The 19,327-nt window shown below is 54.9% G+C and carries 13 protein-coding genes and 2 pseudogenes; 7 read left to right on the top strand and 8 right to left on the bottom strand.

Features of this window, described 5'->3' with window-relative positions; genetic code table 11:
• Positions 1 to 63 precede the first annotated feature (63 nt).
• Positions 64 to 1,275: an NAD(P)/FAD-dependent oxidoreductase gene (locus V6N02_RS20590; protein WP_371229010.1), complete on the top strand. Its 1,212-nt coding sequence runs from the start codon at positions 64 to 66 to the stop codon at positions 1,273 to 1,275.
• Positions 1,276 to 1,402: 127 nt separating this feature from the next.
• Here V6N02_RS20590 and V6N02_RS20585 read toward each other — a convergent pair whose 3' ends face one another.
• Together V6N02_RS20585 and V6N02_RS20580 are read right to left on the bottom strand one after the other, a co-directional pair.
• The gene (locus V6N02_RS20585) at positions 1,403 to 1,537 is read right to left on the bottom strand and encodes a transposase (RefSeq protein ID WP_371229008.1); all 135 of its coding nucleotides are present in this window, start codon (positions 1,535 to 1,537) and stop codon (positions 1,403 to 1,405) included.
• A gap of 307 nt (positions 1,538 to 1,844) precedes the next feature.
• Complete coding sequence (locus V6N02_RS20580) at positions 1,845 to 2,984, bottom strand: GlxA family transcriptional regulator (protein ID WP_371229005.1); 1,140 nt, start codon at positions 2,982 to 2,984, stop codon at positions 1,845 to 1,847.
• Here V6N02_RS20580 and V6N02_RS20575 point away from each other — a divergent pair.
• From V6N02_RS20575 to V6N02_RS20555, 5 genes are read left to right on the top strand one after another with little or no spacing between them, the layout of a single operon-like run.
• Positions 2,913 to 4,586 (top strand): thiamine pyrophosphate-requiring protein, encoded by a 1,674-nt coding sequence (locus tag V6N02_RS20575; protein WP_371229003.1) that lies wholly within the window; start codon positions 2,913 to 2,915, stop codon positions 4,584 to 4,586. The genes V6N02_RS20580 and V6N02_RS20575 overlap by 72 nt on opposite strands.
• 2 nt (positions 4,587 to 4,588) lie before the next feature.
• Positions 4,589 to 6,229: a GMC family oxidoreductase gene (locus V6N02_RS20570; RefSeq protein WP_371229000.1), complete on the top strand. Its 1,641-nt coding sequence runs from the start codon at positions 4,589 to 4,591 to the stop codon at positions 6,227 to 6,229.
• Complete coding sequence (gene betB / locus V6N02_RS20565) at positions 6,213 to 7,667, top strand: betaine-aldehyde dehydrogenase (protein WP_371228997.1); 1,455 nt, start codon at positions 6,213 to 6,215, stop codon at positions 7,665 to 7,667. Before V6N02_RS20570 ends, betB begins: the two co-directional genes overlap by 17 nt.
• A 13-nt stretch (positions 7,668 to 7,680) precedes the next feature.
• Positions 7,681 to 8,676: an MBL fold metallo-hydrolase gene (locus V6N02_RS20560; RefSeq protein WP_371228996.1), complete on the top strand. Its 996-nt coding sequence runs from the start codon at positions 7,681 to 7,683 to the stop codon at positions 8,674 to 8,676.
• Between the two features lie 9 nt (positions 8,677 to 8,685).
• Positions 8,686 to 10,233 carry an ABC transporter substrate-binding protein gene (locus tag V6N02_RS20555; RefSeq protein ID WP_371228993.1) on the top strand — a complete coding sequence of 516 codons (1,548 nt, stop codon included), beginning with the start codon at positions 8,686 to 8,688 and terminating at the stop codon, positions 10,231 to 10,233.
• 57 nt (positions 10,234 to 10,290) lie between these two features.
• On the opposite strand, the gene V6N02_RS20550 is transcribed toward V6N02_RS20555, so the two are convergent.
• Positions 10,291 to 11,202, bottom strand: coding sequence for a LysR family transcriptional regulator (locus tag V6N02_RS20550; protein WP_371228991.1), 912 nt, complete (start codon positions 11,200 to 11,202; stop codon positions 10,291 to 10,293).
• A gap of 108 nt (positions 11,203 to 11,310) precedes the next feature.
• Between V6N02_RS20550 and V6N02_RS20545 the strand changes: the two genes are divergently transcribed.
• A complete protein-coding gene (locus V6N02_RS20545; RefSeq protein WP_371228988.1) occupies positions 11,311 to 12,498 on the top strand; it encodes a uroporphyrinogen decarboxylase family protein in 1,188 nt (395 codons plus the stop codon).
• On the opposite strand, the pseudogene V6N02_RS20540 reads toward V6N02_RS20545, so the two are convergent.
• The 5 genes and pseudogenes from V6N02_RS20540 to V6N02_RS20520 form a co-directional block, all read right to left on the bottom strand.
• Positions 12,493 to 12,702: pseudogene (locus tag V6N02_RS20540) on the bottom strand (IS3 family transposase); the annotation flags it as partial. The gene V6N02_RS20545 and the pseudogene V6N02_RS20540 overlap by 6 nt on opposite strands.
• Positions 12,703 to 12,704: 2 nt before the next feature.
• A pseudogene (locus V6N02_RS20535) lies at positions 12,705 to 12,848 on the bottom strand (transposase); the annotation flags it as partial.
• Between the two features lie 394 nt (positions 12,849 to 13,242).
• Positions 13,243 to 14,682 carry an NCS1 family nucleobase:cation symporter-1 gene (locus V6N02_RS20530; RefSeq protein WP_371228985.1) on the bottom strand — a complete coding sequence of 480 codons (1,440 nt, stop codon included), beginning with the start codon at positions 14,680 to 14,682 and terminating at the stop codon, positions 13,243 to 13,245.
• Between the two features lie 66 nt (positions 14,683 to 14,748).
• Entirely contained in the window at positions 14,749 to 16,914 is a 2,166-nt protein-coding gene (locus V6N02_RS20525; RefSeq protein WP_371228982.1) for a malate synthase G, read from the bottom strand.
• A 20-nt stretch (positions 16,915 to 16,934) separates the two neighbouring features.
• A complete protein-coding gene (locus V6N02_RS20520; RefSeq protein ID WP_371228979.1) occupies positions 16,935 to 19,211 on the bottom strand; it encodes an NADP-dependent malic enzyme in 2,277 nt (758 codons plus the stop codon).
• Between the last annotated feature and the right edge of the window lie 116 nt (positions 19,212 to 19,327).

The following is a 19,327-nucleotide window of genomic DNA, read 5'->3' as shown; positions in this document are numbered from 1 at the left end:
GTGGATGAGTTTGCGAATGGCTTCAATACTGATCCGGTAACTTTCAAAATCGCGGAGTGCTAGATGTCTCATGTTGTCGTGATTGGCGCCGGCCAAGCCGGATCGTCGCTGGTGGCCAAGCTACGTAATGGCGGGTTTGACGGATCGGTGACGCTGATCGGAGAAGAACCGGCGCCGCCGTATCAGCGTCCGCCGCTTTCCAAGAAATATCTGCTGGGTGAAATGGAGCTGGAGCGGCTCTATCTGCGGCCCGAGAGTTTCTATTCGGAAAACGACATCGACCTGCGCCTGAGCGAGAATGTGAGCGAGATTGACCGGGAGGCCCGGGAGGTTGTCGTCGGTGAGAACCGGATTGCCTACGATCAGCTGGTGCTGACCACAGGATCGACCCCGCGACTTCTGCCGGCGGCGATCGGCGGTGATCTGGATGGCGTGTTCGTGGTGCGCGATTTGAAAGATGTGGACACTATGGCGCCTGGCTTCGAGCCGGGCAAGTGCGTGCTCATCGTGGGCGGCGGTTATATCGGGCTGGAAGCGGCAGCGGTCGCGGCTTCGAAAGGGCTAAAAGTCACACTGGTCGAAATGGCTGAGCGCATCCTGCAGAGGGTGGCTGCAAGGGAAACTTCGGACTATTTCCGTGATCTGCATCGCAGCCACGGCGTGGATATACGCGAGGGTGTGGGTCTTGAGCGATTGACTGGAAAACGGCAGGTCACTGGTGCGTATCTAAGTGACGGAACCAGACTGGAGGTTGATTTCGTGATTGTCGGCGTCGGCGTCATGCCGTCGACAGCGTTGGCCGAAGCCGCCGGGCTGGAGATCGAGAACGGCATCAAGGTCAACGAACTGGGCCAGACCAGCGATCCGGCGATTTGGGCAGCGGGCGACTGCGCCTCGTTCCCGCATGGCGAAACCTGCATCCGGCTGGAAAGCGTGCCCAATGCGATCGACATGGCGGAATGTGTCGCTGAAAATATTATGGGCGCGGGCAAGACCTATGTGCCGCAGCCCTGGTTCTGGTCGGATCAGTATGACGTGAAATTGCAGATCGCCGGGCTCAATACCGGCTATGACCGGATCGTGACCCGGCCCGGTGAGGCCGCGGGTCATGTATCGTTCTGGTACTACAGGGGCGATCAGCTTTTGGCCGTGGACGCGATGAACGAGCCGCGCGCCTATATGGTCGGGAAACGGCTGATCGATGGCGGCAAGACCGCAGATCCGGCGGTGGTGGCCGATCCGGAGGCCGACCTGAAGGGGCAGCTCAAGAAGTAATTACAGCGAAGGTTCCAACTTCTCAGTGATAGTAGGGGCACGCAAAAGCTAATTCTCAGCTTGAATTTGGATTGCAAGAAAGTGGGCTTGATCAGTGCAGACGATCAAGCTCATCGCAGCGTTCCTTTCAGTGGGTATTGGGCGGGTTTTCCGACGCGCGCATCCCGGCATACACCTTCTTCCAACGATAGAACGTCGCTTCCGCGATACCCATTTCTCGGCAAGTCTCGCCAACCGTTATCCCGGCTTCCGCCTGCCTCATCGCAAAGGCATATGTTCATCGCTGAATCGTTTCTTCGGCATCGGTACACTCCCTCTCTTGCCAGAATGTACCAAAAAATTCCGCTCTCAGTCGGACAGTTTCAGAGGTCAAGACCAACTTAAGGGCGTAAAACGACGCCAAGATCCATTGACCTACAGATTATTCCGATAATCAGGGAACAGGAAGCAGACAAGAACCCCCGCTATCAGCAAAAAGTCTGGCCGCTACGCAGAAGTCTTTCTTACGCATTTTCGAACCGAATAAGTCTATTAACCTTTTCCGGAAGTGCTTTGGGCCGAATTGCGGCCTACCTTTTTTGATCCCAGGTGCCCCTTACCTGACCGGGGGAAAGTCCGAACTCTGCCTTGTAGCTGTGTGCGAACTGGGACCGGCTGGCAAACCCGCACGCCTCCGCTATTGCTTCGATCGGCATTGCTGTGGTGCGGATCAGCCCTTGTGCCCGCCTGAGACGCGACAATTGGAAAACACGCGCCGGCGTTTTCGAAAAGTGCTTCTTGAACAGCCGGTTGAGTTGCCCGACCGTCAGGCCCGCCTCTGCGGCGAATTCCGGCATACTGCGCCGGGGGCCAGAGGATTGTTCCATCGCAAGAAGCACATGTTCCAGGCGTGGATCTGTCACCTGCCCAATAAATTCTGCCAGATTGCTCTTGCGGCTTAGCATGCGGTCGTTCTGATGCCCAAAGACCAGATGACTGCCCACCTGCGCTGCAAAATCCGGCCCGTGATGCTCTGCCAGGATATGCAGCATCAGATCGAGCCCGGCTGCCGCCCCGATGCAGGAAAACCGCTGCGGCGTGTATTCGAACAGTTTTTCTGACGTGGCCATGTCCGGATGGCGTTCGTGAAAGGCGGCGCGTGACTGCCAGTGCACACAGATCGGCACGTTCCAATCCAACCCCGCCTGTGCAGCGATGAAAGCGCCGGTGTCCGTCACACCGATGGGCACACCGTGGCGGGCGTTCCAGCGCAGCCATCCATGCAGGGATTTATCGTTCCTGATCTGAAGCTGATAGGATGCGCAGACAATGACCCCGGTGCACGCATCGTTCTTGAGCAGCTGGGCCCTGGTCTTGATCGACATGCCGTTCACCGCCTTCACCTCGGGCCCGGCGGAGACAAATTCATAGGAATAAAGGAGCGTGTCTGAGAGCTCATTCGCCTTGCGGAGAACTTCGGTCAGCGGCAGCAGGCTCATCATTGAGAACTGCGGTGCCAGATAGATCAGGTAATTTCGCAGGGCCATGGTGCTGACTAAACGAAAATGGCACAAAAATAAATCAAAAAGACACAGTGATTGGGCCTGATTGTGGCAAGACTCAGTCGGATAATTGTGATTCATGTTGGAGGCATGCTCATGAACGGTGCGGATCTCATTGCAGGCATTCTGAAAAAAGAGGGCGTCGAGTTCATCCCGGCCTTTCCCCACAGCGACATCATCGACTGTGGTGCCAAGCTTGGCATCAAACCGCTGATCGTGCGGCAGGAACGTCACGCATTGCACATCGCTGATGGCTATGCGCGTATGTCGGCGGGGCGCAAAATCTGCTGTACGACCGTGCAATATGGTCCGGGATCGGAGAATGCGGTGGGCGCCGTAGGGCAGTGTTTTGCCGACAACGTGCCGGTGCTGCACATGCCCGGCGGTTATGCCCGCCCTGAACAGGGGGTCAGCCCGAACTATAACTACGCCCGCAACGCCCAGCTTGTGAACAAGTGGTGCGAGATGGTGCTGCAATCCGACCGCATTCCACAGATGATGCAGAACGCCTTTGCCCTGATGCGCAATGGCCGTCCCGGACCTGTGTCGCTGGAAATTCCCATCGACATTTTCACCGAAGAGGTCGATCCGGCCCTTCTGGACAGTTACAAGCCGCAGCGGCGTTCTGCCCCCTGTGCGGATCAGGCCGATCTTGCGGACATGGCGGACAAGGTTCTGGCCGCGGACTATCCGATCATCATCGCGGGCCAGGGCATTCTTTATGCCCAAGCCACTGATGAACTGGTTGCGCTGGCCGATCTTCTCGATGTGCCGGTGATTTCGACCCTGAACGGCAAAAGCGCGTTCCCCGAAAACCACCCCCTCTCGGCAGGCTGTGCCGGTGGTGCCCGTCCCGATGGGGTCAACCGTGCGCTGGAGCGGGCTGATGTGGTGTTGGGTCTGGGTACGTCGTTCACCAAATCTGATTATATCACACCCTTCCCAACCGCAGATCGGACATTCCTGCAACTGACAAACTGGGAAGGTGACATCTCCAAGGATTATCCGGTGGACCTGGGTGTCATCGGAGATGCCAAGCCGTCAATGGCCGCTCTGATCGACATCATCAAGGCCAAGACTGCTGGTGCGGGGCGGTCGCGCCCCGAGGTGCATGAACAGGTGGTCGCCGAAAAACAGGCCTTCCTTGACAAGTGGATGGACAGGCTGACCTCGGATGAACAGCCGATCAGCCCGTACCGCGTAGTCTGGGATCTGATGAACACCGTTGACCGCACCAAGACCGTGATGACGCACGAAGCCGGATCGCCCCGCGACCAGACCACCCCGTTTTGGGAGGCGATTGTTCCCCACGGCTATATGGGCTGGGGCAAGACCACGCAATTGGGCATGAGCCTTGGTCTGATGCAGGGTGCCAAACTGGCCAATCCAGACTGGACTTGCGTGCATGTGATGGGCGATGCGGCCATCGGCATGACCGGTATGGATTTTGAAACCGCCGTGCGACTGAAGATCGGGACGATCACCATCATCCTGAAAAACTCGATCATGGGTGGCTACACCAAGCATCATCCGAATGCCTGCGAGAAGTATCAGATCGAGGCCCTGGGCGGGGATTATGCCGCTATGGCCGAAGCTTTCGGCGGCTATGCCGAGACCATCACTGACCCGGCAGAGCTGATCCCAGCCTACAAGCGTGCAATCGAGAAGGCTGATCAGGGCATCCCGGTTCTCTTGCAGGTCATCACAAAAGAAGAACTTGTGATGGCGAAAGACCTGCCCGAAGGGGTAGGACCACACGTTCAGGTCTGATCATGGGTGCTGCCGCCTACGACTATATAATTGTTGGCGGTGGCACCGCAGGCTGCGTTCTCGCAGCTCGCTTGACCGAAGATAGTAAGACAACTGTCCTGATGCTGGAAGACGGGCCCGATGCCCGCCCGATGCTGATGAACATGCCAGCGGGCCTTGGTCCGCTCTACCAAAAGGGCCAGTATCACTGGCCCTACCGTTCTGAGCCCGAGCCGTTTGCCGCCGACAAGACGCAGCCTTACAAAATGGGCCGTGTTCTTGGGGGATCGTCTTCGATTAACGGCCTGGTTTGGGTACGAGGCCACCCTCAAGACTATAACGATTGGGCTGATTCCGGTGCAACCGAGTGGGACTGGGCTTCGGTCGAGCCCTATTTTCGCCGTATCGAATCCTTCGAAGATGCTGACGATCCCCGAATGGGGCATGCGGGCCCGATACCGGTCACGCGTGGTCGGCCCGAAAAGCAGGTGTTGAGCCGGGCGTTTCTGGAAAGCGCTCAGGAGGCCGGCGAAACCATCAACCCAAATTACAATTCCGGCAATCAGGACGGGTTCTGCGTGCTGCATCAAAACACGCGCTCCGGAGTGCGCGGGGATGTACGGCGCGGTTATCTGGATCCGGTACGCAAACGGAAGAACCTGGTGGTTCTGACCGGCCATACCGTACAGCGCTTACGTTTTGACGGAAAAATCTGCACAGGCGTGGACGTCCGGAGACGGGGCGGTGTCAGCCAGTTTTCCGCCCGGCGCGAGGTTCTGCTCTGTGCCGGATCCGTCGCCAGTCCACAGCTTCTGGAGCTATCCGGGATTGGCAATCCCGATGTTCTGCGCGAGGTCGGGATCACTTTGCGTCATGCGCTGCCGGGGGTGGGGGAAAACTTCCATACCCACCCTACGATTGCCATGACATTCAAATGCACTGGCCCGTACTCGATACTTTCGGCAACCAGAGGTCCTGGCAAAATTGTAGCCGGATCAAAATGGCTCTTTTCGAGGACGGGGGCCGCTGCGACAAACCATTTCGAGGCGGGCGCCTTTCTGCGCGCCTTCAAGGATAGCGACCGCCCAGACTATCAGTTGACCTTCCTGCCGCTGGCACTGACCGGGACCACGGGGGCCGAGGACGTGCACGGCTATCAGGTCTATGTGGAATTGATCAGTTGCAAGAGTCGGGGTCAGTCACACATCGTATCCGATGACATTTCGGTTCAGCCCAGGTTTGTGTTCAACTTCCTGCAGGAAGACCGCGATGTGGCCGTCTACCGTGCGTCGGTGGCGATGATCCGCAAGATCGTGTCGCAGCCAGCCCTGGCGAAACTGACGAAAGGTGAATTGGTGCCCGGTGCAGAGGTGACCGACCCGGCGGCACTCGATAATTGGATCCGCAAATGCGCGGGCTTGAGCCACCACCTTGTCGGAACCTGCCGAATGGGGGCGATCGATGATCCCGGTGCCGTGGTGGACCCTTTCCTGCGGGTGCGCGGGATCGAAGGCCTGAGGGTCATTGATGCATCCGTCATGCCGACCGTGACCACCGGTAACACCCATGCAGCAACCATCGTCATCGCGGAAAAAGGTGCGGACATGGTCCGTGACTTCGTGACTAAACAATCGAAAGGCAACTTTCATGAAATGTCAGCCTGACGCAAGCCATTTCATCAATGGCAAATATATCGAGGATGCGGATGGCGCGCCCATCGACGTGATTTATCCGGCTTCGGGCGACGTGATCGCGCGCCTGTATTCGGCAACCCCGGCAGTGATCGAACTGGCGTTGGCTTCGGCGCGAAAGGCTCAAAAAGAATGGGCGGCGATATCCGGCACCGAACAAGGAAGGGTCCTGCGCCGGGCCGCCGACATCATGCGCGAGCGCAACCATGACCTGAGTGTCCTTGAAACCCACGACACCGGTAAACCCCTGCAGGAAACGACGGTTGCGGATGCCACATCGGGCGCAGATGCGCTGGAGTATTTTGGTGGCCTTGCAGGCAGCCTGACGGGCGAACACATACAGCTTCCGGGCGGCGATTTTGTCTATACGCGCCGCGAAGCGCTTGGGGTCTGTGTCGGGATCGGTGCCTGGAATTACCCGACCCAGATTGCCTGCTGGAAAGGCGCGCCTGCGCTGGCTTGCGGCAATACCATGATTTTCAAACCCTCGGAAACCACGCCATTGTCGGCGCTGAAAGTGGCCGAGATCCTGATCGAAGCCGGGGCGCCCCCTGGTGTTTTCAACGTGGTTCAGGGTTATGGCGATGTTGGCGCAGCTCTGGTCACCGACCCGCGTGTCGCCAAGGTCTCCCTGACCGGATCGGTTCCGACCGGCAAGAAAGTCTATGCAGCTGCCGCCGCAGAAATGAAACATGTCACGATGGAGCTGGGAGGGAAGTCGCCGCTGATCATTTTTGACGATGCCGATGTCGAGAACGCTGTGGGTGGTGCAATCCTGGGCAATTTTTACTCCTCGGGGCAGGTCTGCTCAAACGGGACCCGCGTCTTTGTGCAAAAGGGCATAAAAGAAGCCTTTCTCACGCGTATCAGGGAACGCCTGGCCAATGCAAAAATCGGCGACCCTATGGACATTGAGGTCAGTTTTGGTCCTATGGTCAGCGAACGGCAAATGAACATCGTCAAAGGCTATATCGCCAAGGGCGTCGAGGAAGGCGCACGACTTGTGTGCGGCGGCAAACAACTCGACCGCAGCGGGTTCTATCTTGAACCAACCGTCTTTGCGGATGTGAACGACGATATGACCATTGCCCGCGAAGAAATTTTCGGCCCGGTAATGAGCGTGCTGGATTTCGATACCGAAGGAGAGGCGATCGAGCGAGCCAATGCCACCGAATTCGGCCTTGCAGCCGGGGTGTTTACCGCAGACCTGACCCGCGCGCACCGCGTGGTTGCCGAGTTGGAGGCCGGAAGCTGTTTCATCAATACCTACAACCTGGCACCGGTCGAGGCCCCGTTCGGGGGAACCAAACTTTCGGGCGTCGGACGCGAAAACTCGAAATTGGCAATCAACCATTACAGCGAAATGAAATCGGTCTACGTTTCGTTGAACGATGTCGAGGCACCATATTGAAGCAGGTCAGCTCATGACAACACAACTCGACTGGTTCGGATGCGCGACGTTCCGCCTGAAGACTGCGGGGCTGACCGTTTTCCTGGATGCCTATATTGATCGAGTGCCGGGTGCAGACGGACGCGAGGGCGCGTCTGCCGACGACATCAGCGAATGCGACTTCATATTGATCGGCCACAGCCATTTTGATCATATCTGGGGCGCGGAATGTATCGCCCTGCGCACCGGCGCGCCGATCATCGGGTCGTATGAAACGATCAGGATCATGGCGGCTGCCGGGGTGCCTGACCATCAATTGTGGCCGGTGTCGGGCGGTGAGACGATCCCGCTGGGCCATGGGGTTCGCGTTGAGGTTTACCCCGCACTGCATGCCTGCAACTGGGCGGATTACGACGATCAAGACCCAGAGTTTTCCTGCATAGGCGGCATGCATGTCGATTACTTGGAACGCCGGATTGCCGAAAAAACGATGCTGGATGGGCTGGGGAGTTTGTCTGCTGATCTGGCCACGCACATGGCCCGCTCGGACCAGGGGGGCCGCGGCGACGGCGGTACGCTGTGTTTCATCATCGACACGCCTGACGGGCGCCTGTTTTTCCGGGACACGCCGGGCCGCTGGACGGGTATCACCGAACGCCTCAGTGCCGATGTGGGTATCCTAGCCGCATCAGGCCGCGCCAATACCGATGGCGAACCCATTCAGGGGTCTCTGGTGAATTTTCTGACTGAAGATGTCCGAATGCTTGGCCTGAAACGGGCGATCATCTGTCACCACGATGCCTGGTTAGGGCCGGTATTCGCACGTGGAAATTTCAAAGAAATTCGCGCGGGAATGACTCGCCGGATGCCGGATTGTGATGTTGTGGAACTGGACTACGATAAATCATACCCGGTTTTTGCTGAGATCGATAGTCTCACGCACAAAGAATCCCTCGATAAGAGGAGAAACAGGGGCGGACAAAGGCCGGACTCCGCTCAGATCACAAAGCCAAAATTTACCGGCCACTAGGAGGAAAACATGACACTTTCAAAAACCGGGCGCCTTAGTCGCCGCAATTTCCTGCAAACCGCTGCCGCAGGGGCAGTTGTCGCAGGCATGCCACTACGGGCCTCCGCCGCCCCAAAGCGTGGCGGTCATCTACGGATTGGCCTGGGGCATGGTCAGACGTCGGATACAATGAACCCTGCGACTTATGAAAACAACATGATTACGGCGGTGGTCTTTGCGACTCATGGCCGATTGACCGAGGTTGCACAGGATGGCACGCTCAAACCGGAAGTAGCGGAGAGCTGGGAAGCATCCGATGACGCGACCGAATGGCGGGTCAAGATTCGCAGTGGTGTGACATTCCACAATGGCAAGACGGTAACTGCCCAGGACGTTGCAAACTCGATCAACTACCATCGTGGTGAAGATTCGACCTCGGCCGCGAAACCAATCGTTGCACCGATTGTGGACCTGTCCATCGAAGGTGACGTGGTTGTTTTCAAGCTTAGTGGCGGTAATGCTGACTTTCCGTTCATCCTGAGTGATCCCCATTTGGTCATCTGTCCTGCCGACGGTGACGGGATCGACTGGCAGTCGGGCATCGGATGCGGCAGCTACAAACTGAAAAGCTTCCAGCCGGGTATTTCGGCAGTTGTCGAACGCAATGAGAACCACTGGAATCCCGATGTGGGCTGGTTTGACAGTGTCGAGATTCTGGCTCTGATCGACCAGAATGCCCGCACAACCGCGCTTGTCTCGGGCGATGTTGATGCCGTGGACCGCATCGACCTCAAAACCGCAGCCTTGTTGCAGCGCAAGCCGGACGTTAGTATCAAGAGTGTTTCCGGCACTCAGCATTTCACCTTTGCGATGTCTGCCAATCAGGACCCGTTCACCGACAACAATGTGCGTCAGGCTCTGAAATACGGTATCAACCGGGAAGAGTTGGTCGAGAAAATCCTGTTTGGTTACGGCTCGGTCGGCAACGACCACCCGATCGGCAGCGGCCAACGTTATTTCAACAGCGAGTTGGAACAGAAAACCTATGATCCGGACAAGTCCAAATGGTACTTGCAGCAATCCGGGCTGGACAGCGTTTCTGTCAGCCTGTCAGCGTCGGATGCCGCATTCGGCGGTTCGGTGGATGCCGGTGTGTTGTTCCAGGCCTCGGCCAAGGCCGCCGGAATCGACCTCAAGGTCGTGCGTGAACCCAAGGACGGCTATTGGTCGGATGTCTGGATGAAGAAGCCGTTTTCCGCAGTATACTGGAGCGGACGCCCGGTCGAGGATCAGATGTTCACGACCGCCTATTCCTGTGGCGCTCCGTGGAATGACAGCTTCTGGTGCAATGATCGCTTTGAAGAGTTGCTGAAATCGGCAAGGGCTGAACTGGACGACGACAAGCGCCGTCAAATGTATTGGGAAATGCAGGATATCGTTGCAAATGATGGCGGCGTGATCATCCCGATGTTCGCGAACTATGTGTTTGCCACCAACGGCTCGGTTGCGCATGACGATATGGCGTCGAACTGGGATCTTGACGGCCTGCGCTTTATTGAACGCTGGTGGAAGGCCTGATCACCGCCTTTCATTAAACCTGCTTCCCGGCGGCCGGTTCGCCGGGAAGCAGGTCACCTAAATGCTCTGAAGCAACGTCAATAGACGCCTAGCTGGCTTTCGCTCACTGAGTTCGGAGGAAAAGGTAATGTAGTATCCCGCATTTAGCGGTTGAAGCTGGGGTCCCAAACAAATTGCTTTCCCACTTTCCACTAAATCGTCCGTAAGAGCGGCGAGGCCGAGTGCGATCCCCTCACCGCGCAGCGACGCATCTACAACGATTGGATAGCTGTGTAAATATCTACAATCTTCGACAGGTGGCTCTTCCATTCCATAATTCCGGAACCATTGTCGCCAACCGAGCCACCCCATTTCACCATCATCTTGATGTAGCAGCCACTCGGGTTTCCAGAGATTGGGTTGAAAACTTTCAGGGCGTAAGCCATGCATTTCGCAAAATCCAGGCGAGGCGATCGGATAAACTGTTTCTGGGAATAGTCTTTGTGCTGTTGTTCCCGGCCACTTACCATCGCCGTACCGAATGCAAAAATCGGCGTTGGCCACATGATCTCCTGTCAGGAAATCACTAACGATCAGCCTGATTTCTGTATCGGGCAGTTCAGACCGGATTTCTGTCAATCTGGGTACTAACCAGAAATGAGCAATTCCATAAGTACATGCGAGTGACAGTTCAGAGTTTTGCGATTTTCGTATTGCGGCCGATGTGGCCGCAATTCCGCGCAGCCCGTCGGAAACCGATGCCTTGAGCCGCTCACCATCATTGGTCAGTGCAATCTTGTTATTCTTTCGAAGAAAAAGTTTTGCCCCAAGACTGCTTTCGAGATTGGCAATCTGCCTGGTTACGGAAGGTTGCGCAATATTCAGTTCACTTGCGGCAAGTGTGAAATTCATCAGGCGCGCCGCGCTCTCGAATACAACCAAACTGTTGGGTGGCGGCAGCTCATTCTTCAATGTCACAGCTTTCTCCATAGCTTTTTCGTATTGAGGTATAGAGGGTTTCACAGTGTTCTCCTATGAAAACCAGTCTTAAAATCCAAAGCATGGTCAAATGAAAGCTATCAAACGAGAGTATCAAACATGAACGGCCGCGAACGTACGCTCAAGGCACTGAACCTCGAAATCCCAGATCGCGTGCCAATGTATGATTGGTTTGACGAGCCCCTGACAATTGGAGTTGCCGAGAAGCTCGGGCTGCTCACTCATCATGAAGGCTCGGTTCTGCGTCGGGGCGATGAAACTGAGGAATCGGTTCACCTGTACTGTAGTGTTGTCGATGCGCTTTCTGTTGACTGCACGTCAAATGTGTATGGGACTGGATTCGAAGCAATTGATGCAGATTACGGTCGGGATCGTTATGGCCGAACGTTTCTTCTGAGCGAACACGGGGAGCCCGGGATTTGGAGCTCGGAAGTGAAAACCGTTCAGGATCTGAAGAATTACGACATGGTTGGGCGCATTGAAGACAAAGACTTCGATGGAATTCGCATGGTTCAAAAAGCTCTGCCAGACCGTGCCCATGCCCTGAATGCCAAAGGACCGTTTCATGAGGCGTGGCTGGTTTTGGGCGGCATGGACAAGCTGCTTTTCGCCTTCGCGACCGACCCCGTTCTGGTGCACGAAACCATGCGAACGGTCGTCGAGTTCACGAAAGAACTGTACCGGATTGCAAAATACAACCTGAAGATGGACTTCATCGTCATGGACGGTGACTTGTGCGGAAACGACTACACATTGATGTCGCACGACCATTTCAGAGAGTTCATCTTTCCGTACAAAAAAGAACTGATAGATTATGCCCATGGACTTGGCATGAAGGTCGTAAAACATAGCGACGGCATGGTCTGGAGCCTGATTGACGACTTTATCGAGCTTGGCATTGACGGTTTCCACCCCGTACAGCCGCAATGCATGGATCTTGCCCAAACCAAAGCCTATCTGTTTGGCAAGATGGCTGTTTGCGGAAACGTTGATTGTCTGGAGACGCTGGTAACAGGTACACCGGATGACGTCATTCGTGAAAGCCGGCAGGTTATTGAAACCGGCGCGCCTGGTGGCGGGTATATTTTTTGCTCGTCAAACTCGCTTCATCCGGGCTGCAAGCCTGAAAACGTAATTGCGATGTTTGAAGCGGGCCTCGAATACGGAAACTATGCAAACATATCAACCTCACCGAAAGCGGCCCCTCCGCCGCCGGATACAACACCAAAGCGTAGTCGACGGCAAACTTCACGCCGCAAGGCTGTTTCTAACGTCATAGCTGCCTGACTTCGGAGATATTCTTCGAGGCCTACCTCTGATCCTCGCCAACCGATCCAGTTCTTCGATGACTTGATAAGCGCGGAAGCTCATCCTCGCAGCGGTCGCGAGAGCTTCTCTTGTAAAGCAGTCCAAGATCGTCAGAATTCGGAAAGGTTTTTCGTCAAATAGACGGTCCGACATGAAGTCCATTGCCCAGACATCGTTCATGCCGTCATCCCTGCATAGACTCTCTTCCAACGATAGAACTTCGCTTCAGCGATCCCCTTCTTGCGACATATCTCGCCGACCGTTGTTCCGGATTCCGCCTGCCTCAGCGCAAAGGCAATCTGTTCGTCGCTAAATCGTTTCTTCGGCACCGGTACATTCCTTCTCTTGCCAGAAATGTACCCAAAATTTTGCACTCAATTTGGACCAGTTTCAGGGGTCAAGACCAAAAGGCTTGACCTGCTACCTTTGTTTGGACCAGCCGGCTGAAGATTTTCGGGGGACCAGTGCTTTGGAATCCTTGATGCTCACCCCCATAGAACGCTGTCGTGTTCTGCAACGCTATCAACTCAGTCGGACCACTTCATTTGATTGCGGACACTATGGGCGCTGATGTCAGACAAGCCCTTTTTATCTGGCGAATTCTTGCAGGTGATCAATCATTGCGTTGCCGACGACCGTATGCGGAGCGAAAACGAGCCGCTCCTAAGATGATCAGTGCCCCATGGAAATATTCGAAGCAAGGGGCACTGAATTTGTTCAGCGTTACCGCTCGATATTGTTTGCCATCTGCTTGTAAATCAAGCCGCCAAGGAACGCACCGATGATCCACGCGTATCCAGACAGTATTCCAAGCGCAGGCAACCAAACTGTAGCTACGGAGAATACGGCTGCAATCGCAAAGGCGGTAAGCGCAGCGTTGTTCCAACCATTACCATAGTAGTAACGGCCACCTTTGTGATCATAGAGATCCTCGACATCGAGGGACTCTTTGCGAAGCATGTAATAGTCAACGATCATGATCCCGTAGATCGGAGCCAATGTGGCGCCAAGGGTATTCACGAATCCGCTGATCCCGAACTGGCTGATGAAGGCCGTCCAGAAACCGCCAATGACGAGTGCAAAGAACGATGTAATCAGACCCGCATTGCGGAAGCTAATCTTGCCAGGGGCCAGGTTTGCAATCCCGTTTACAGCCGGGATGAAGTTCGCAACCAGGTTGATACCAACGGTAGCCGCAAAGAACGTCACGGCCGCGATGACACCAAGAAGGACGCTATCCGTGCGCTCCACGATCTCAGTTGGGTTGATGATTTCTTCGCCAAAGACGACAGCCGCACCAGCAGTGGTCAGAAGGGCCAGCGCAGAGAACAGGATCATGTTGAACGGCAGACCAGCCAGGTTACCCTTCACCATTGCGTTCTTGTCCTTCGCGTATCGCGAGAAATCGCTGAAGTTGATCATAACGGCTGCGAAATAGGCCACCATTGTTCCGATAATGGCGATAAAGCCTTTGAATTCGCTGCTGAATGTACCCTCGGGATTTGCAAAGATCGTCTGAGCCGCCGACAAAAGTTGACCATCTGAACGCTGCCACAAAACGATGACAAGGCCGATCATAACGAGATAGACGAAGGGGCCGGCGATGTTCAGGAATGTTTCAACCCACGCCATTCCGCGCCAGAATATCGCGATATGGAAAACCCATACGAGGAAGAACGAGAACCAATCGATTCCAGTTAGCCCCATAATCTCTGTTCCGCCCTCAGCACCGGTTAGTGATCTGATGAGCAAGGCGATCGCGGTCGATGCAAAATAGACCTGAACCCCGTACCAGAAAACCGCGACAACGGCACGTAACACCGCTGGCAGCTTCGCACCCTCAACCCCCATACTAGCCCGTGCAAAAACAGGATATGGGATGCCATATTTCTCGCCGGCTGCCCCGGACAGGTTGACGAAAAACATAACCATAAGACCAGCAACAATAAGTGCAGAAAAAGCTGTCCAACCACTCACCCCGTAGGAGATGAACAAGGACGCGACCAGCGAATAGCCAAATAGTGACTGAACATCGTTGGCCCAGATATTGAAGATGGCAAACCAGCCCCAGCTCTTTTCTTCTTTTGAGACTGGGTTCAGCGTCTCCCCATCATGGGGCGAGTGATCGCCTGTTGAGATATTTCCAGTTTGTTGTGACGACATTTTTTCCTCCGTTCATGTCCCCCTCCGCCGGGTATCAGCACCTAATTCCTTGGTCCCGGTTGAGTATTAGTTCTTCATAGTGAGCTTGTTTGCGCTCATTTTTTTACGCAGGCGCCAGTGATGCAGTATCGGTTCCGTGTATCCTGATGGCTGTTCGCGACCCTTCAGAACAAGTTCGCAGGCGGCCGTGAAGGCCTCACCATCGAATGTGGGCCCCAATGGTTCATAGTCAGGTTCTTCTGCATTCTGATGATCAACGATCTTCGCCATTTTTTTGAATGCAGCGAGAACCTGAGCCTCAGTTACAACGCCATGATGCAGCCAGTTCGCAATATGCTGCGCAGAGATGCGGCAGGTTGCGCGGTCTTCCATCAAAGCCATGTCATGAATGTCGGGAACTTTCGAGCACCCAACGCCAAGATCAATCCACCGGACCACATAGCCAAGGATCCCCTGGGCGTTGTTTTTAACTTCCTCGACAATCTGATCTTCGCTCCATGCGCGATACGTGGCTAGTGGAATGTCAAGCAAGGCGTCCACGTAGGCACGTCTGCCACCGCGAACCAGCTTCTGCTGAACACTCCGGACATTGACTTTGTGATAATGAAGAGCGTGCAAGGTGGCCGCTGTTGGCGAAGGCACCCATGCACAATTTGCACCTGATCGGGGGTGCTCAATCTTCTGTTCAAGCATGTCTGCCATCTGATCGGGCATGGCCCACATGCCCTTTCCAATCTGAGCCTTTCCGCCCAGGCCGCATTCAAGTCCAATATCGACATTCTGGTTTTCATAGGCAGTGATCCAGGACTTCCGTTTGATGAATGCCTTCCTTGAAAACGGGCCTGCTTCCATGGAGGTGTGGATTTCATCCCCTGTGCGATCCAAAAAGCCGGTATTTATGAACGCCACGCGATGTTTTGCGGCGCGGATACACTCTTTCAGATTGACCGAACTACGCCGTTCTTCATCCATGATTCCGATCTTGACGGTATGTCGTTGCAAGCCAAACAGATCTTCAACACGGGCCATGATTTGATCTGCAAAAGCAACCTCATCGGGCCCGTGCATTTTAGGCTTCACGATATAGATCGACCCGCTGCTTGAGTTCCCGCCGTCCCGCTTAAGATCATGCAAAGAGATCAACACGGTCAAAACAGCGTCAATGAGTCCTTCGAAAACTTCATTGCCGTCGGGATCAAGGATGGCTGGGTTTGTCATCAGGTGGCCGACATTTCGGACCCACATCAGAGTACAGCCCTTTAGCGAAAAAGAAGATCCGTCGGGCGCAATGTAGCTTCTGTCCTCGTTCAAGCGGCGTGTCACAGACTTCCCGTTTTTGGTGAACGTCTCTTCAAGGTCGCCCCGCATCAGACCGAGCCAGTTCGTATAGGCTGTGACCTTGTCATCCGCATCAACGCAGGCGACAGAATCTTCACAATCAATAATAGCGGTAATTGCACTTTCAATTTCGACATCCGAAATGTTGGCACGATCATGCTTTCCAATCGGGTGCGTCGCGTCGAAGTTTATTGCAACATGAAGTCCATTATTCTTTAGAAGAACAACTTCTGGTGAAGCCGGATCGCCGCGATATCCGGCAAACTTTTCAGGCCGTTCCAAAGGACAGCCATCTATCACGAGCTGACCGTCTTCAATCTGGTATCGATACGCGTCGGCATGGCTGATTCCGGAGACCGGAAAAATCTCATCCAGGTACGTTTTCACCCGGCCGACAACGCGGGCACCACGCCCACGGTCGTATTCTTTTAAGTTCTCCGGGATCGGGCCAATCGCATCTGTTCCATAAAGGCAGTCATAAAGGCTGCCCCATCTCGCATTCGCTGCATTTAAGGCAAAACGCGCATTGGTAACGGGAACAACAAGCTGAGGACCAGCGATTTCGGCGATTTCCGGATCAAGAGACTTGGTTTCGATCTCAAAATCAGGGCCTTCAGGGACAAGATACCCGATTTCAGACAAAAATGCCTTGTAGGCTTCGTGATCGTGCGGTTTGTCGCGGTGCTTTACATGCCAGGCATCAATCGCATCCTGCAGGGATTGCCGGACCTTCAGCAGTTCTTTGTTTCGCGGTGTCAGATCATGCAACAGCTTTGAAAAACCGTTCCACAAATCTTCCGAAGCAACCTCCAGGCCCGGAAGCACATGTACCTCTATGAAATCCGAAAGGCTCTTTGCGACTTGAAGTCCCGCCCTTTCGACCCTCTCGGTCATCGTATCGCTTCCTTTCCCATTCATCCGTAGGAACTCACATCAGTCCCGGCCAACGCCGCGATATTGAGTAAGCCGCGCACCGTGATGGACGGTGTCACGATCTGAACCTTGTTTCCCATCCCCATAAGGATCGGCCCAACTTCCAACCCTTTGGACACGGATTTCAGGATATTGCGAACCGCACCGGCGGCATCCGTATTGGCATAGATTAATGCGTTTGCTTTGCCGGTCAGCTTTCCATTGGGGAACAAGCGACGGCGAAGGCCCGGATCAAGGGCGGCATCTGTGTGCATCTCGCCTTCAAACTCGAAGTCAACATCTTCTGCTTGGAGAAGTTCTAATGCTTCCCGCATCACCCGTCCCGATCGGCTGTCGAGATTGCCGAATTGAGACCCCGAACAAAGAGCGATTTTAGGTTCTATCCCAAACCGGCGAATGTGCCGCGCCGTAGCGATAACGGTATCAGCCATTTGCTGAGCTGTTGGCTCAATATTCACATGTGTGTCTGCGACAAATATTGGCCCCTCGTCGACAATGACCGGGGACAGCGCTCCAATCGGGTGGAATTCTTCATTGGCAAGGAGCTGTGTGGCGTATTGAAGGTGCCATCGATATTGTCCGAATGTGCCACATACCATGCTGTCGGCTTCGCCGCGATCAACCATGACTGCAGCAATGGCTGTTGTATTCGTGCGAAGGATGGCTTTGGCCAGATCAGGCGTGACGCCTCTCCGCTCCATCCGGGCATGATAGGCCATCCAATAGTCGCGATAGCGCGCATCATTCTCGGGATCAACCAGCTCAAAATCTTGACCCGGCCGGATGCTCAAACCTTCGCGTTCCAGTCGGGATAGAACCACCTCCTTACGTCCAATCAGAATTGGTGTATCGACACCTTCCTCAGACAAAGCCTGTGCCGCATGCAACACCCGCTCATCTTCTCCTTCTGCGAAAACAATTCTGCGCTTGGAGGCCCGCGCTGCTTCGAACACCTGACGCATCACCGAATAGGATTTGAACACCTCACCTTGCAGTTTCTGCTCATATTCCTTCAGGTCCAGCGATTTGCGTGCGACCCCGGTTTCGATTGCCGCCTTTGCGACGGCGGTGGCGATCGTGGGTAGCAAACGTGGATCAAAAGGTTTCGGGATAAGATAATCGGGACCAAACACCAACTTCTCACCGCGATAGGCCAGCCCAACTTCGGCCGACGCGGTTTCACGCGCAAGCCGTGCAATTGCCTGAACGCAAGCCAGCTTCATCTCATCATTTATTTCCGAAGCACTGACATCCAAAGCCCCGCGAAAAATGAACGGGAAACACAATACATTATTGACCTGATTGGGATAGTCGGAACGCCCAGTCGCGATCAATGCATTCGGAGCCGCGGCTCGGGCCTCCTCCGGCATGATCTCCGGAACCGGGTTTGCCAGGGCAAAGATAATCGGATTATCCGCCATTTTTGCAACCATATCGCGGGTCAGCAGGCCCGGGCCCGATACACCAAGGAACAGATCCGCACTTTCCATGGCATCATCGGTTGTGCGCATATCGGTCTCGCGGGCAAATTCCAATTTCTGCGGGTTGAGATCGTTGCGCCCGGAATGAACCACACCCTTACTGTCCAGCATGGTGATGTTGCCCTTTTGAGCACCCATCACCATCAGCATCTTGAGGCACGCGATGCCGGCGGCTCCGGCCCCAAGTGCGACTATTCGGATGTCCTCAATTTTCTTATTTGCAACCATCAGCGCGTTGTAAGCTGCGGCCGCAGCAACAATCGCGGTTCCGTGCTGATCGTCATGAAACACCGGGATGTTCATTTTTTCCTTGCACAGCTCTTCTACAAGGAAGCAGTCCGGCGCTTTGATGTCTTCAAGATTCACCGCGCCAAATGTCGGTTCAAGCTTGGCCACGATCTCTGCCAAGGCGTGGGGGTCGGATTCGCTAACCTCGATATCAAAACAATCGATGCCAGCGAATTTTTTGAAAAGGACGGCCTTACCTTCCATCACCGGCTTTGACGCTTGAGCCCCGATGTTCCCGAGACCCAGAACCGCCGAGCCATTCGAAACAACGGCCACCAGATTACCCTTAGCGGTGTAGCGAAAGGCGTCATCTGGTTTCTCAGCAATCTCAGTGCAGGCGTCTGCAACACCTGGCGAATAGGCATTGGACAGGTCGCGGCCCGTGGTCATCGGTTTTGTCGCACGAATTTCCAGTTTACCGGGTCTGGGAAACTCATGGTAATCCAGAGCTTCCTTTTTGCGCGCGTCCAGTTCAGCTTGATCTGTCATCATCATCTCCGTGCCAGAGGCCGGTTGTTGCCCCTTTGATCGGCGAATTTCGCTCTTGTTGACCGCACCTAGGGCGTTTCACGAGGCAATCTCTGAGGTTAGAAACGTTTGCATAC

The sequence above is a fragment of the Roseovarius conchicola genome (genome assembly GCF_041403425.1).
Taxonomy (GTDB): domain Bacteria; phylum Pseudomonadota; class Alphaproteobacteria; order Rhodobacterales; family Rhodobacteraceae; genus Roseovarius; species Roseovarius conchicola.
This window is presented reverse-complemented; position numbering and strand designations above follow the sequence as displayed.

Bases quoted from the DNA above. Each gene is read 5' to 3' on its own strand.
- V6N02_RS20590 (WP_371229010.1), top strand. From the start codon at position 64: ATGTCTCATGTTGTCGTGATTGGCGCCGGCCAAGCCGGATCGTCGCTG.
- V6N02_RS20585 (WP_371229008.1), bottom strand. From the start codon at position 1,537: ATGAGGCAGGCGGAAGCCGGGATAACGGTTGGCGAGACTTGCCGAGAA.
- V6N02_RS20575 (WP_371229003.1), top strand. From the start codon at position 2,913: ATGAACGGTGCGGATCTCATTGCAGGCATTCTGAAAAAAGAGGGCGTC.
- V6N02_RS20570 (WP_371229000.1), top strand. From the start codon at position 4,589: ATGGGTGCTGCCGCCTACGACTATATAATTGTTGGCGGTGGCACCGCA.
- betB (WP_371228997.1), top strand. From the start codon at position 6,213: ATGAAATGTCAGCCTGACGCAAGCCATTTCATCAATGGCAAATATATC.
- V6N02_RS20560 (WP_371228996.1), top strand. From the start codon at position 7,681: ATGACAACACAACTCGACTGGTTCGGATGCGCGACGTTCCGCCTGAAG.
- V6N02_RS20555 (WP_371228993.1), top strand. From the start codon at position 8,686: ATGACACTTTCAAAAACCGGGCGCCTTAGTCGCCGCAATTTCCTGCAA.
- V6N02_RS20550 (WP_371228991.1), bottom strand. From the start codon at position 11,202: ATGGAGAAAGCTGTGACATTGAAGAATGAGCTGCCGCCACCCAACAGT.
- V6N02_RS20545 (WP_371228988.1), top strand. From the start codon at position 11,311: ATGAACGGCCGCGAACGTACGCTCAAGGCACTGAACCTCGAAATCCCA.
- V6N02_RS20530 (WP_371228985.1), bottom strand. From the start codon at position 14,682: ATGTCGTCACAACAAACTGGAAATATCTCAACAGGCGATCACTCGCCC.
- V6N02_RS20525 (WP_371228982.1), bottom strand. From the start codon at position 16,914: ATGACCGAGAGGGTCGAAAGGGCGGGACTTCAAGTCGCAAAGAGCCTT.
- V6N02_RS20520 (WP_371228979.1), bottom strand. From the start codon at position 19,211: ATGACAGATCAAGCTGAACTGGACGCGCGCAAAAAGGAAGCTCTGGAT.